The sequence below is a fragment of the Curtobacterium sp. 'Ferrero' genome, assembly GCF_002412165.1.
Classification (GTDB): Bacteria; Actinomycetota; Actinomycetes; order Actinomycetales; family Microbacteriaceae; genus Curtobacterium.
The window spans coordinates 1-14193 of record NZ_NXIA01000037.1 but is presented as its reverse complement, the minus strand read 5'-3'; the positions used below and the strand labels follow the sequence as shown (position 1 = coordinate 14193).

The following is a 14193-nucleotide window of genomic DNA, read 5'->3' as shown; positions in this document are numbered from 1 at the left end:
GGGGGCGGGGGGGAGCCGCTGCCAGGTCTCGACCACGGTGTCGGGGTTGAGCGACATCGAGGTGACGCCGCGGGCGCGCAGGTGCTCGGCGAACTCCGGGTGGTCGCTCGGCCCCTGCCCGCAGATGCCGACGGTGGCGCCGCGCGCGCGGCACGCGTCGATCGCGAGGTCGATCAGGCGGAGGACGGCCGGGTTGCGCTCGTCGAACGCCCCGGCGACGAGGCCGGAGTCGCGGTCGATGCCGAGCGTGAGCTGCGTCAGGTCGTTCGACCCGATCGAGAACCCGTCGACGTGGTCGAGGAACCGGTCGGCGTCGAGCGCGTTCGACGGGATCTCGCACATCATCACCACCTTGAGCCCGTCGCGACCCCGAACGAGCCCGTGGCGTGCCATGAGCTCGACCACGTCGCGGGCCTCGTCGACGGTGCGCACGAACGGGATCATCACCCGGACGTTCCGGAACCCCATCACGTCGCGGACGGTGCGGATCGCCTCGCACTCGAGCGCGAACGCCTGCGCGAACGACTCGGACAGGTAGCGGGAGGCACCGCGGAACCCGATCATGGGGTTCTCCTCGTCGGGTTCGTACCGGCTGCCGCCGAGGAGTCCCGCGTACTCGTTCGACTTGAAGTCGGACAGCCGGACCACGACGGGCTTGCCCTCGAAGGCGGCGGCGAGCGTGGCCACGCCCTCGACCAGGCGCTTGACGAAGAAGTCCCGCGGTGAGCCGTAGGCGGCGATGCGGTCCTCGATCTGCTCGCGGAGCTCCGCCGGCTGCTCGGCGAGCCGGAGCAGGGCGTTCGGGTGCACGCCGATCTGCCGGCTGACGACGAACTCCATGCGGGCCAGGCCGACGCCGGCGTTCGGCAGGGCGGCGAGCGAGAACGCCTGCTCCGGGTTGCCGACGTTGAGCATCAGGTCCACGTCCAGCTCGGGCATCGCGTCGAGCTCGACGCGGTCGACCTGCACCGCGAGGACACCGTCGTGCACCACGCCGGTCTCGCCCTCGGCACAGCTGACCGTGACCACCTCGCCGTCGCGCAGCTCGGTGGTCGCGGTCCCGGTCCCGACGACGGCGGGCACGCCGAGCTCGCGGGCGATGATCGCCGCGTGGCACGTGCGGCCGCCGCGGTTCGTGACGATCGCGGACGCCCGCTTCATGATCGGCTCCCAGTCCGGGTCGGTCATGTCGGCGACCAGGACGTCACCCGGCCGGAACGCGTGCATCTCGTCGATGCTCGACAGCACCCGGACCGTGCCGCTGCCGATCCGGGCGCCGATCGCCCGTCCCGTCACCCGCGGTGCGCTGCCCGGCGTCTCGACGAGGCGGTGGCGCTCGACGACCGCGGCCGACGCGCGCGAGGCGACGGTCTCGGGACGGGCCTGCAGCACGTAGAGCCGACCGTCGAGGCCGTCCTTGCCCCACTCGACGTCCATCGGTCGGCCGTAGTGCTGCTCGATCGTGACGGCGATGCGGGCCAGCTCGGTGACCTCGTCGTCGCGCAGCGAGAAGTGTCGCTGTTCCGCCGACGACGTCGGCTCGAACGCCGTGGTCCTGCCGACCGCGGGGTCGTCGGTGAACACCATCCGCTGTGCCTTCGACCCGAGCACCCGGCCGAGGACCGCCGGACGTCCCGCGGCGAGGGCGGTCTTCGAGACGGTGAACTCGTCCGGGTTCACCGCACCCTGCACGACGCCCTCGCCGAGGCCGTACGCGCTGGAGACGAACACCGCCCGGTCGAACCCGGACTCGGTGTCGAGCGTGAAGAGGACCCCGGCGGAGGCGAGGTCCGACCGCACCATGCGCTGCACACCGACCGAGATCGCGACCTCGTCGTGCACGAAGCCGTGGTGCACGCGGTAGGCGATCGCCCGGTCCGTGTAGAGCGAGGCGAACACCCGGCGGACGGCATCGAGGACGTGGTCGATTCCGCGCACGTTGAGGTACGTGTCCTGCTGTCCGGCGAACGACGCGTCGGGCAGGTCCTCCGCCGTGGCCGACGAGCGGACCGCGTACGAGGCGTCCTCGGGCGAGCGCGCCGCGAGGGCGGCGTACTGCGCACGGACCGCGGCCTCGAGCCCACGCTCCAGCGGTGTGGTGAGCACACGACGCCGGATCTCGGCACCCGCGGCAGCGAGCGCCTGCGTGTCGTCGACGTCGAGCGCCCGGAGCGTGTCGCTGATCCAGGCGGTCAGGCCCGTGTGCTCCATGTGGCGCCGGAACGCCGAGGCGGTCGTCGCGAACCCCTCGGGCACGCGGACCCCGAGGCCCCCGAGCTCGCGGAGCATCTCGCCGAGCGATGCGTTCTTGCCGCCCACGGACGGGATGTCCGCCAGGCCGACGGCGTCGAGGGACAGCACGTCCGGCACGGCGGTCGTTCGTTCGTCGGTGATCGTCATCAGGTCGCCTTCCGTCGTGGTGCCGCGGGGCCGCGGCGTGCCACAACGGTGCCGTGACCAGCTCTTCAGGCCTTGGCCGGGAACCGTCGAAGATCGGCTGTTTTTGCGGTACGGTCCGATCCATGCAGGTCGACGACGACGCCGCACGGGTCCTCGGTGCACGCATCCGCCACCACCGGACACGAGCCGGGCTGACGCTCACCGCGCTCGCGGCGACCCTCGACACCGCCGCGTCGACGCTGTCCCTCATCGAGAACGGGCGACGACCGGTCCGCGCCGCGGAGCTCCCCGCGCTCGCCGGAGCCCTCGGGGTCGACGTCCTCGACCTGCTCCGGCCGGAAGCACCCGACGCGCGGTCGGCGCTCGAACTGGAGCTGCACCGTCTGCAGGCGGGACCGCAGTACGCGACGCTGGGCGTGCCTCCCGTCCGGGTCTCCCGGTCGTTGCCGCAGGATGCCCTGCAGGCGCTGGTGCGGACCCTGCAGGAACTCGACCGTCGGGCGCGCGAGTCGTCGGCGACGCCGGAGGAGGCACGTCGGGCGAACACGGAGCTGCGGCTGCGGATGCGGGCGCGGGACAACGCGCTGCCGGAGATCGACGCGTTGGCGGAGGAGTCCGTCGCGGGGGTCGGGCACGAGGTCGGCGCGCTCACCCACCGCGAGGTCGCGCGGATGGCGGAACGGCTCGGGTTCAGCCTGCTGTACGTCGACGACCTGCCGCACTCGACCAGGAGCATCACCGACCTCGAGAACGGACGGATCTACCTGCCGCCGGCCTCGATCCCCGGCGGCCACGGGCTGCGGTCGATGGCGCTGCAGGCGATGGCGCACCGGCTGCTCGGTCACCGTCCGCCCGCGACCTACGCCGAGTTCCTCGAACAGCGCCTGGAGATCAACTACTTCGCCGCCGCGTGCCTGATGCCCCGTCGGCAGGCGGTCGCGTTCCTCACCGAGGCCAAGGCCGGGCGCGACCTCGCCGTCGAGGACTTCCGCGACGCGTTCGGCGTCACGCACGAGTCCGCGGCGATGCGGATGACGAACCTGCTGACCGAGCACCTCGGCATCCGGGTCCACTTCCTCCGCGTCGGCGAGGACGGCGCGATCGCCCGGGCCTACGAGAACGACGGGCTGCCACTGCCGACGGACGTCACCGGCGCGGTCGAGGGGCAGGTCGTCTGTCGCCGATGGGTGGCCCGGCGCACCGGGGACGGCAGTGCCCGGCCGGTCGAGGCGCACCAGTACACCGACACGACGGCGGGCACGTACTGGTCGTCGACGCAGACCGGGTCGGGGGCGGACGGCGACTTCAGCATCACGTTCGGGGTGCGGTTCGACGACGCGAAGTGGTTCCGCGGGCGCGAGACGACCCGGCGGCAGGTCTCGACGTGCCCGGACGAGTCGTGCTGTCGTCGACCGCCGGCTCCGCTCGCGGCGCGCTGGGCGGAGGGGGCGTGGCCGAGCGCCCGGATGCACACGCGGGTGTTGGCGGCGCTGCCGTCCGGCCGGTTCCCGGGCGTCGACGACACCGAGGTGTTCGCGTTCCTCGAGCGCCACACCCACGACCCGGCGTGACGCGGCCGCGGTGCGGGTTGCCGGATCGCTCGTGGGTGGCCGGATCGCTCGTGAGCGGCGGGATCGCTCGTGGGCGGCGGAATCGCTCGTGGGCGGCGGAATCGCTCGTGGGCGGCGGGATCGCTCGTGGGTTGCCGGATCGCTCGTAGGGGGTCGTTCCTTCCGGCTTCCTACGAGCGATCCGGCTTTCTACTGCGGGTGCGATGGGAAGGAACGCACGCCGACGCTCGCGGACCGCGCCCGGGACGGACGGGAGGCACGTGGCGGCGCCGCCACGTGCCTCCCGTCCGTCAGGGGGTCAGTCGGTCGACTGGTCGAGCGCGACGACCTCGAACTCGAGCAGCTCGGCGCCGGTCGCGACCGGGTTCGGACCGCCGTGGTGTGCGCCCGCCTGGCCGGTCCGCCAGGCCTGGTACGACTCCTCGTCCGCCCAGGTGCTCACGACGAAGTAGCGCGCCTCGCCAGCGGTCGGGCGCAGCAGCTGGAAGCCCTCGAACCCGGGCTGCGAGCCGAGGTCGTGCGCACGGCCGGAGAAGCGGGCCTCGAGCTCGGGTCCGCGCCCCTCGGGGACGGAGATGGCGTTGATCTTGACGACGGACATGGTGTTCCTCTCATCGGGGTGCGGCGTCGACGGCTGTCGGCGTCACGGTGAACTCGTCGACGTTGCCGACGGTGGAGCGGACCTCGGCGGTGGCCCGTTCGGCCACACGACCGGCATCCGCCAGACCCGGCGTGTCCACGACCACGGTCGCAGCGCCGACGAGCCGGTGCCCCACCCACCGGACTCGCAGCGTCTGGACCTCGAGCACGCCGTCGGTGTGCCGGAGCGCGTGCTCCACGCGGTCGAGCTGCTCGGGGTCGACCGCGTCCATCAGGCGAGCGCCGATCGACTTCACGGTGCCCCAGAGCAGGGCGAGGATCGAGATCGCGATCAGCAGGCCGATGACCGGGTCGGCGAGCGGGATCCCCAAGAGGACGCCGACGGCGCCGAGCACGACGGACAGCGATGTGAAGCCGTCGAGCCGCGCGTGCACGCCGTCGGCGACCAACGCCGCTGAGCCGATGCGACGGCCGACGCGGATGCGGTAGATCGCGACCGCCTCGTTGCCGGCGAACCCGATGAGGCCGGCGAGCACGAGGAGCCAGGGCTGCTCGACCGGGCGGGGGTGGACGAAGCGGTCGACGGCCTCCCACGCGGCGATCACGGCGGACAGGGCGACCACGACCACGATGAACAGCCCTGCAAGATCCTCCGCTCGGCCGTACCCGTACGTGTACCGGCGGGTGGCCGCTCGACGCCCGAGCACGAACGCGATCCAGAGCGGCACCGCGGTGAGGGCGTCGGCGAAGTTGTGGATCGTGTCGGCGAGCAGGGCGACGGAGCCGGTGAACCCGACGACGACGGCCTGCAGCACGGTGGTGCCGAGCAGGACGAACAGGCTGACCTTGAGGGCGCGGACGCCGGCGGAGGTGGCCTCCATCGCGTCGTCGATCGAGTCGGCGGCGTCGTGGGTGTGCGGCACGAACAGGTCGTAGAGGAAGCCGCGGACGCCGCCGTGCGGGTGCGCGTGCTCGTGGGCGTGGTCGTGGTCGTGCTCGTGCGGGTGGTCGTGCTCGTGCGGGTGGTCGTGCTCGTGCGGGTGGTCATGCGCGTACGGGTGGTCGTGCCCGTCCGCGGTCATGCGGACTCCCGGTGGTGCGGCGCGGCGCCGACGACGTGCTCGGCCTGCTTGACCGCGTCGATCACGAGCTCGGAGGCGTGTTCGTCGGTGAGGCGGTAGAACACCGTCGTTCCCTCACGGCGGGTCGACACCATCCGGGCCAGCCGGAGCTTCGCGAGGTGCTGCGACACCGCGGCCGGGCTCTTGTCGACGACCTCGGCGAGGTTGTTGACGCTCATCTCGCCGGCGCCTCGGAGGGCGAGGACGATCTTCACCCGGGTGACGTCCGCGAGCATGGCGAACACCTCGACCGCCAGCTCGACGTACTCCGACTCCGGGCCGAGTCCGCACACCTGCTTGCCTACGTGCATACGCAGATACTAGACGAGTGAACGACGTTCACACACCGGATGCGGGTCGGACCGCGCGTCGGCGACCTGATCGTTCGTGGTCGACGGGTCCGCGCATGGTCGACCGTGCCGCGCACAGGTGACCGAATCGCTCGTAGGAGGTCGATCCCTCCGGGCCCCCACGAGCGATTCGGCAGCCCACGATCGATCCCGCGACCTACGAGCGATTCGGCCACCCACGAGCGTTCCTTCCGATCGCACCCGCAGTAGAAAGCCGGATCGCTCCTAGGAGGCCGGAAAGAACGACCTCCCACGAGCGATTCGGCCAACCACGAGCGATTCGGCCATCGACGAGCGAACCGGGCACCTCAAGCAGCCGTCACCGGAACAAGACGCCCCCGTCAGCGATCGTCGCGCCCCGCCCGCGCCACGAGCCAGAGGTAGGTGGCGTGCCCGGCCAACGCCAACCCGAAGAACACCGCCGCCACCGCGTACACCCGGTCGAGCTTCCCCTGCCCGATCACGAGCATCACGACGCAGAACACCACCGCAGCGGACAGCACGGCGACCTGCACGGTCGACCAGAACTTGCGGAAGCGGGGCATGCCGGTGAAGCTCACGCGTCCCATCCTCCCCCATCGGCGGCGGTCGCAGAAGCCCCCCGTGCACAGACCGGTACGCCGATCCGTCCCCCGTGTGAACAGCTGGTGTCGCGAACCTGGCAAGAGCCGCAAAGACCGCGTACCCCACCCAAACCGGTCTCCTGACGACCCCCGAATCGGGGGCATGACCTCGACCGATACCCCCGTTCTGGTGTCACCCGAGACCGAGGCCCCCACTCCGGTCCGTGCTGCCCGTGCAGCGCGCCTGCTCACCCTGGGACGCCAACTCGCGTCCTTCGGCACCATCGGTGCCGTCTGCTTCGTCATCGACCTCGCCGTCTACAACGCGCTGCGCGCCACCGTGCTGCCCGACAGCCCGATCTGGGCCAAGGTCGTCTCCGCGGCGGTCGCCACCGCGGTCGCGTGGCTCGCGAACCGGTCGATCACGTTCCGCGCCGAACGCACCACCGACCGGCGCGGCACCGTCCGTGAGGGCGTCCTCTTCGCCGTCACGAACGTCCTCGGGCTCGGCATCGCCGCGGCCTGCCTGTTCGTCTCCCACTACGTCCTCGGGTTCCGTTCCACCCTCGCCGACAACGTCGCCGGCAACGGGGTCGGCCTCGTCCTCGGCACCGCGTTCCGGTTCGCCGCGTACAAGGCCCTCGTCTTCCGTTCCACCGACGCTCGTCACACGAAGGAGGCCACGGCCTGATGACGACCACCCTCACCGCGGCGCTGGTCAGCGCCGCCGGACCGCTGCTGCAGCCCGGCTCGCCCGCCACGTCCGGCACCGTCCCGAACCGGGGCACCACGGACGTCCCGACGGGAGGCTCGGGGCAGCTCCCGCACGCCGCCTGGTCGCTGGGCGAGTGGCTGGGCTACTCCGCCCTGATCGTCGTGTCCGTGCTGCTCACGCTGGTCGCGCTGTCCACCCTGTGGTGGATGCTGCACGCCTGGCGGTCGCGCGACGCGCTCAAGGCGACCCGGTTCAGCGAGACCCCGCGTCCCGCGGCGCACCGCTTCACCCTGCTCGTGCCCGGGCGGCACGAGCAGGACGTGATGGGCCAGACGCTCGACATGCTCGCCACGCAGGACCACCCCGACTTCGAGATCATCGCGATCGTCGGCGAGGACGACCCGGAGACCGACGCCGTCGTGCGCGCCGCGGCCGCTCGTCACCCGGAGCTCATCCGCGTGGTCGTCGACGACACGGCACCGAAGAACAAGCCGAAGGCGATGAACCTCGCGCTGCAGTACGCGACGGGCGACATCGTCGGCGTGTTCGACGCGGAAGACGAGGTCTACCCGCACCTGCTCACCCTCGTCGACTCCCGCTTCCAGGAGACCGGCGCCGACGTGGTGCAGGGCGGCGTGCAGCTCATGAACTTCAAGTCGAGCTGGTGGTCACTCCGCAACGTGCTCGAGTACTACTTCTGGTTCCGCTCGCGGCTGCACTTCCACGCCGAGTCGAAGTTCATCCCGCTCGGCGGCAACACCGTGTTCGTGACCCGGGAGCGCCTGGAGTGGTCGAACGGCTGGGATGCGCACTGCCTGGCCGAGGACTGCGAGCTCGGCGTCCGGCTGAGCGCCGACAACGCCAAGGTCGTCGTCGCGTACTCCCCCGAGGCGGTCACCCGCGAGGAGACCCCGCCCACGTTCGCGTCCCTGCTCAAGCAGCGCACGCGGTGGAACCAGGGCTTCCTGCAGGTCCTCGGCAAGGGCGAGTGGAAGAAGCTCCCGACCCGCAAGCAGCGCTTCTTCGCCCGCTACCTGCTCACGATGCCGTTCATCCAGGCGGCGACCGGGCTGCTCATCCCGCTCAGCGTGGTGATGATCGCCTTCGTCAAGGTGCCGACCGCGATCGCCCTGATCTCGTTCATCCCGCTCGCCCCGACGCTCATGCTGCTCGCGGTCGAGATCGTCGGACTCGGCGAGTTCGGTCGGCTCTACCAGGAGAAGGTGCGGGTGCGCGACTACGTGAAGCTCGTCCTCGGCCTCATCCCGTACCAGGTGTTCCTCGCCGCCGCGGCAGTCCGTGCCGTCGTCCGGCACGTCCGCGGTCAGAACGGCTGGGAGAAGACCGAACACACCGGTCAGCACCGCACCCCCGCGGCACAGCCCGAGGTCCCCGTGCTCACGGACGAGACCGCAGCTGCCGACACCACCGAGCGCGAGCTCCAGACCACGGGAGGGACCCGATGAGCGCGAGCATCACGAACACCACCGGCATCCCCGTCCGCGGGGCCGCCCGGTCCACCTCGCCGAGCTGGGTCCGGCGTCACGCGGTGAGCCTCGCCTGGCTGCTGCCCGTGCTCGCCGTCGCCGTGCTGGTGCAGTCGTGGAACATGTCCGGCACGCCGCAGCGCATCGACGACGAGGGCACCTACACCGCGCAGGCGTGGGCGATCACCAACCTCGGCGAGCTCACCCACTACACGTACTGGTACGACCACCCGCCGCTCGGCTGGATCCAGATCGCCGCGTACACCTCGGTGACCGGGGCGTTCGCCCGCTACCCGTTCGCCGTCGAGGCGGCCCGAGAGTCGATGGTGTTCTTCGCCGCCGTCTCCGGTGCGCTGCTCTTCGTCCTCGCCCGACGTCTCGGCGCCGGGCGTCCGACCGCGGCCGCCGCGGTGCTGCTGTTCGCGCTGTCGCCGCTCGCCGTGCAGTACCACCGCACGGTCTACATCGACAACGTCGCGACGCCGTGGCTCCTCGCCGCGTTCGTCCTCGTGCTCAGCCGCAAGCAGCAGCTCGCCGGGTTCGCCGCGGCCGCAGCCTGCCTCGGCGTGGCCGTCCTGTCCAAGGAGACGTACCTCCTCGCGCTGCCGTTCCTGATCTGGCTGGCCGTGCGCCGCGCCGACCGGAGCACCCGGCGGTACACGCTCAGCGTGGCCGGGGCCGTCCTCACGGTGATCGGCGGAGGCTACCTGCTCCTCGCCGCCGTGAAGGGCGAGCTCCTCCCCGGTGCCGGACGGGTCAGCCTGTTCCAGGGCATCACCTACCAGCTCGGATCCCGGGCCGCCTCCGGATCGGTGTTCGACACCGGCAGCCTCGCGCACCAGGCGGCCGCGCAGTGGTGGGCCCTCGACCCGGTGTTCATCGTGCTCGGCACCGCCGCCGCCCTCGTCGGGCTGTTCCTGCGCCGGGTGCGCCCGATCGCCGCGATGCTCGTCTTCCTGCTCGTGTTCATGTTCCGGCCGAACGGCTACCTCCCGGTGCCGTACGTGATCATGCTCATCCCGTTCGCCGCGCTCCTCGTGGCGTGGACGGCCGAGCGTGCGGTGCTCGTCATCGCCGGCTGGTCGCGGAGCCGCAGCCGTCTGCCGGGCGGGGTGCGCCGGACCCTCGGTGTCGTCTGGGCCGCCGCGACGGTCACGGCCCTCGCCGTCGCCGCTCCGCTCTGGACCGGGCAGCTCCGCGGCTTCCTGTCGAGCGACCTCGACCAGCCGATGCAGCAGGCCGAGCGCTGGGTCGGCGACAACGTCCCGAAGTCGTCCCGACTCCTCGTCGACGACGCCATGTGGGTGGACCTCGTCCGTGACGGCTTCGCCCGGGACAACGTGGTCTGGTACTACAAGCTCGACACCGACGCCGCCGTGGAGCGCCAGTCGCCGAACGGGTGGAAGGACTCCGACTACGTCATCACGACCGACTCGATGCGGACGGGTGGGAACTCGTCGCGGGACGTCGCCGACGCGATCCGCAACTCGACGACCGTCGCGGTCTTCGGCACCGGCGACCAGCAGGTCGACGTGCGGCGGATCCACGCCGAGGGCGAGGCAGCTGCCGAGCAGGCCATCACCCGGGCGACGGACCAGCGGAAGACGCTCGGCACCGAGCTCGCCCAGAACCCGTCCCTGGCGGCCGACGCGGGCACGCTGTCGCAGTTCCGCGCCGGTCAGGTCGACAGCCGGGCGATGATCGCCCTCGGCCAGGTCCTCGCCGACCAGCGGGTCCGGGTCGACCGGTTCACACCGCTCCCCGGCGAGACCGGACAGCCCTTCCGCCGCGTCACCCTGCACGCGGCCGACCCGGCGGACGCCTCCCGGATCGCCGACACCCTCGACGCGATGTCCGAGACGTACCGCCCGGCCACCGTCGAGCGGAGCGGGGACACCCTCACGGTGACCTACGCCCCGATCGACCCCACGACCGCGCCCACCACCGCGTGACCCGGCACACCACGAACCGCGTCACCGCGCACCACACGAACCCGAACCGCACCTCGACCCGAAGGAGCACCACCATGACCACGCGTCTCCGCAGCACCCGCCCCGTCGTCGTCGGCGCCCTCGCCGCCACCCTCGTCGCCGCGACCGTCGGCCTCGCCCCGCAGACCGCCTCCGCGGCGACCACCGACGACGGGTGGCTCCGCGTCGGCCACCTGTCCCCGGACACGAAGGGCGTCGACGTCGAGCTGTCGAGCCTGTCCGGCGGCAAGAAGGTGTTCGAGCTCGACGACGTCACCTACGGCCAGGTCAGCCCGTACCAGGAACTCCCCGTGGGCACGTACGTCCTGTCGATGCGCGACGCCGCCGCCCCCGACTCGACGCCCGTGATCTCCACGGACGTCACCGTCACCGCGGGCGACGCGAACACCGTCGTCGCCTACGGCCGGAACTCCGACCTGAAGACCACGGCGTTCACCGACGACCTGCAGCAGCCCGGTGACGGCAAGGCGAAGCTCCGCCTCGTCCAGGCGGCGACCACCGCGAAGAAGGTCGACGTCTCCACCTCGACCGGCACCGCCGTCGCCGAGGACGCCCGGTTCGGCACCGCGACCGGCTACGCCACCGTCGCCGCCGGGAAGTGGACGCTCGACGTCTCCGGTGGCGGCCAGCGCGGCACCGCGAAGGTCGACCTCGCCGGCAACACCGTGTCGACGCTGTTCGTGCTCGACGACAGCCGTGGCGACCTGACCGTCGTGCCGGTGACGGACGCCGCTGCGACGGCGGCGACCCCGACGGGCGGTGTCCAGACCGGGGGCGGCGGCACCGCCGCGGACCGTCCCGTGGACGACGCGCTGCACGCGCTCGTCGCCACGCTCCGCTCGCTCTTCCGCTGACGCCCTGGAGGCTCCCCACAGGCACGGCCGGGCCGCCGCTGGCGCGTCGGCCCGGAACCGGCTGGGTGGGCCCAGGCGCGGGTCGACGACGCCCGCTCACCCGCACCGCGGTGCGGGTGGGACGACGCGGTCGCCCGCGCCGTGCCTCCTGTCCGTCCCCGCCACCCCACCAGCCACCGAACGAGAGGCAGACCCCACATGCCCCGCAGGACCTGGATCCCCGTCGCCGCGATCGCGGCCGTCGCCGTCGCGGCAGGCACGGCCCTCGTCGCCGTCCACCCGTGGTCGGACGACGCGACGCCGCAGGCGGCCTCCACCCCGACCTCGACGACCGCTCCCGCCGGTGACCGCTCGCCCGAGCAGCTGCGCCGGGCGTTCCTCGACCGCTACGTCGAGGGCGGCCGGGTCGTCCGTGTGGACCAGGGCGGCGACACGGTCAGCGAAGGGCAGGCGTACGGCCTGCTCATCGCCTTCGCCGACGGCGACCGCTCCACGTTCGACCAGGTGTGGCGTTGGACGGCCCGGCACCTGCTGACCGACGACGACCTCCTCGCCTGGCGGTGGACGCCGGACGGCGGCGTCGCCGACGAGCAGTCCGCGAGCGACGCGGACCTCGACGCCGCCCGCGCCCTCGTGCTCGCGGGCCGCGCCTGGGACGAGCCGCGGTACACGACGGCCGGCAAGCGGATGGCGGCGGCGATCCTCGACCACGAGACGGTCGAGACGGACGCCGGGCGCATCCTGCTCCCCGGGCCGTGGGCCGACCACGAACCGTACCGGTACGACGCGTCGTACGCCTCGCCCGCCGCCTACCGGGTGCTCGGCCGTGCCACCGGCGACGACCGGTGGTCGGAGCTCGAGCGGGGGTCGCGGACCGTGAGCGCCTCGGTGCTGCGTGCCACCGACCTGCCGAGCGACTGGTCGCAGGTGCACGCCGACGGCCGGGTCGAACCGATGCCGGCGACCGGGAACGACGGTCGGGTGCTGTACGGCTACGACGCCATGCGGATGCCGCTCCGGTACGCCGAGGCATGCCACAGCGCGGACCGCTCCCTCGCCGGGTCGCTCGCACCGACACTCCGTCGGAGCACGCAGCTCGCCGCGCAGCTCGACCTCGGCGGCACGGCCGTCACCGGCGACACGAACGCCCTCGCGTACGCGGCCCGCGCCGCCGCCGAGCTGGCCGCCGGCAGCAGCAGCGCCGCCCACGCGGACCTCGAGCGCGCCGACCGCACGGCAGCGGCGACTCCGACCTACTACGGCGACGCCTGGGCGGCGCTCGGCGCGACGATGCTCACCTCCGACGTCCTCGGTGGGTGCGCCACGACCGCGGGAGGTGCCTCGTGAGTCGGCACGCACTCGACGTCCCCACGCGGCGCCGCCGGACGATGGTCATCGCCGCCGCCGCCGCGGTCCTCGTCGTCGGCGGGACCGCGGCGGGGGTCGCGGTCGCCGCCGGGTCGGGCGACTCCGGCAGCTCGGGCAGCGGGGTGCCCCGGGCCGCGGTCACCTCGTCGCCCACCGCCGGTTCGGGGACGGCCGGGTTCCAGGACCCGGCTGCTCCGGCCGCCCGGTCGACGGCCACCCCGACGCGCGTCGACATCCCCGCCATCGGGGTGTCGAGCGGCCTCGAGGACCTGCACCGCGGTGCCGTCGGCGAGCTCGACCCGCCGAAGGACTGGGACAGAGCAGGGTGGTTCAGCGACGGGATCGTCCCCGGCCAGGTCGGCCCCGCCGTCATCGCCGGCCACGTCGACTCCCCTACCAGCGCCGCCGTGTTCTTCCGGCTCGACGAACTGGTGCCGGGCGACCGGATCACCGTCACGATGTCCGACGGCACCGACCGCGTCTTCCAGGTGCAGCGGTCCGAGCGGGCGGCGAAGTCGGCGTTCCCGACGAGCGACGTGTACGGCACCTCGCCGACCCCGGCGCTGCGCCTGATCACGTGCGACGGCACGTTCGACACCGCCACCGGGCACTACACCGACAACCTCATCGTGTTCGCGACCCTCGTACACGACTGACCGACCCGACCCGACTGATCCGACCCGACCCGACCCGACTGATCCGACCCGACCCGACCCACTGGAGATCCCGATGAACGCGTCCCTGGTCATCATCCCGACGTACGACGAGGCGGAGAACCTCCGTCCGATCGTGTCGCGCACCCTCGCGGCCACGGACGACTCCGTGCACGTGCTGGTCGTGGACGACAACTCCCCCGACGGCACCGGCGCGATCGCCGACGAGCTCGCGACCGAGACCGACCGGGTGCACGTGCTGCACCGCACCGTCAAGGACGGCCTCGGCGGGGCGTACCTGACCGGGTTCGCGTGGGGCCTGGAACACGGCTACACCAAGCTCGTCGAGATGGACGCCGACGGCTCCCACCACCCCGAGTACCTGCCCCGCATGCTCGAACTCGCCGACACCAACGACCTCGTGCTCGGCTCCCGCTGGATCCGCGGCGGCCGGGTGGAGAACTGGCCCTGGTACCGGGAGGCGCTCTCCCGCGGCGGCAACCTCTACACCCGCCTCGCG

The 14193-nt window shown here is 72.3% G+C and carries 13 protein-coding genes; 8 read left to right on the top strand and 5 right to left on the bottom strand.

The annotated features are described in order from the left end of the window. Positions 1 to 2400, bottom strand: a 2400-nt coding sequence (ppsA, locus tag Csp2054_RS17245) for a phosphoenolpyruvate synthase (RefSeq protein ID WP_096900787.1), incomplete at its 3' end; no start/stop codon positions are given. A 122-nt stretch (positions 2401 to 2522) separates the two neighbouring features. On the opposite strand from ppsA, the gene Csp2054_RS17240 reads away from it, so the two are divergent. After that, the gene (locus tag Csp2054_RS17240) at positions 2523 to 3971 is read left to right on the top strand and encodes a helix-turn-helix domain-containing protein (protein WP_096900786.1); all 1449 of its coding nucleotides are present in this window, start codon (positions 2523 to 2525) and stop codon (positions 3969 to 3971) included. A 298-nt stretch (positions 3972 to 4269) separates the two neighbouring features. Here the strand turns inward: Csp2054_RS17240 and Csp2054_RS17235 are convergent, their stop codons facing one another. From Csp2054_RS17235 to Csp2054_RS17220, 4 genes are all read right to left on the bottom strand, one after another. Continuing rightward, positions 4270 to 4572 carry an antibiotic biosynthesis monooxygenase family protein gene (locus tag Csp2054_RS17235; protein ID WP_096900785.1) on the bottom strand — a complete coding sequence of 101 codons (303 nt, stop codon included), beginning with the start codon at positions 4570 to 4572 and terminating at the stop codon, positions 4270 to 4272. A 10-nt stretch (positions 4573 to 4582) separates the two neighbouring features. Beyond that, on the bottom strand, positions 4583 to 5653 hold the full coding sequence (locus Csp2054_RS17230; RefSeq protein WP_096900784.1) for a cation diffusion facilitator family transporter: 1071 nt from the start codon (positions 5651 to 5653) through the stop codon (positions 4583 to 4585). Beyond that, entirely contained in the window at positions 5650 to 6003 is a 354-nt protein-coding gene (locus tag Csp2054_RS17225; RefSeq protein WP_096900783.1) for an ArsR/SmtB family transcription factor, read from the bottom strand. The genes Csp2054_RS17230 and Csp2054_RS17225 overlap by 4 nt, the downstream gene beginning before the upstream one ends. 380 nt (positions 6004 to 6383) lie before the next feature. Then, positions 6384 to 6602 (bottom strand): hypothetical protein, encoded by a 219-nt coding sequence (locus Csp2054_RS17220; RefSeq protein WP_096900782.1) that lies wholly within the window; start codon positions 6600 to 6602, stop codon positions 6384 to 6386. Between the two features lie 166 nt (positions 6603 to 6768). Here Csp2054_RS17220 and Csp2054_RS17215 point away from each other — a divergent pair, with 166 nt between their 5' ends. The 7 genes from Csp2054_RS17215 to Csp2054_RS17185 all read left to right on the top strand — a co-directional run. Next, positions 6769 to 7296: a GtrA family protein gene (locus tag Csp2054_RS17215; protein ID WP_096900781.1), complete on the top strand. Its 528-nt coding sequence runs from the start codon at positions 6769 to 6771 to the stop codon at positions 7294 to 7296. After that, on the top strand, positions 7296 to 8786 hold the full coding sequence (locus Csp2054_RS17210) for a glycosyltransferase (RefSeq protein ID WP_176491773.1): 1491 nt from the start codon (positions 7296 to 7298) through the stop codon (positions 8784 to 8786). The genes Csp2054_RS17215 and Csp2054_RS17210 overlap by 1 nt, the downstream gene beginning before the upstream one ends. Then, positions 8783 to 10759: an ArnT family glycosyltransferase gene (locus Csp2054_RS17205; RefSeq protein WP_096900780.1), complete on the top strand. Its 1977-nt coding sequence runs from the start codon at positions 8783 to 8785 to the stop codon at positions 10757 to 10759. The genes Csp2054_RS17210 and Csp2054_RS17205 overlap by 4 nt, the downstream gene beginning before the upstream one ends. A gap of 74 nt (positions 10760 to 10833) precedes the next feature. Beyond that, positions 10834 to 11652: a DUF4397 domain-containing protein gene (locus tag Csp2054_RS17200; protein ID WP_141399318.1), complete on the top strand. Its 819-nt coding sequence runs from the start codon at positions 10834 to 10836 to the stop codon at positions 11650 to 11652. Positions 11653 to 11850: 198 nt separating this feature from the next. Continuing rightward, on the top strand, positions 11851 to 12999 hold the full coding sequence (locus tag Csp2054_RS17195) for a glycosyl hydrolase family 8 (protein WP_096900778.1): 1149 nt from the start codon (positions 11851 to 11853) through the stop codon (positions 12997 to 12999). Then, positions 12996 to 13676: a class F sortase gene (locus Csp2054_RS17190; RefSeq protein ID WP_217990956.1), complete on the top strand. Its 681-nt coding sequence runs from the start codon at positions 12996 to 12998 to the stop codon at positions 13674 to 13676. Before Csp2054_RS17195 ends, Csp2054_RS17190 begins: the two co-directional genes overlap by 4 nt. A 73-nt stretch (positions 13677 to 13749) precedes the next feature. Further along, on the top strand, positions 13750 to 14193 hold a 444-nt coding region (locus Csp2054_RS17185; RefSeq protein ID WP_141399317.1), incomplete at its 3' end, for a glycosyltransferase.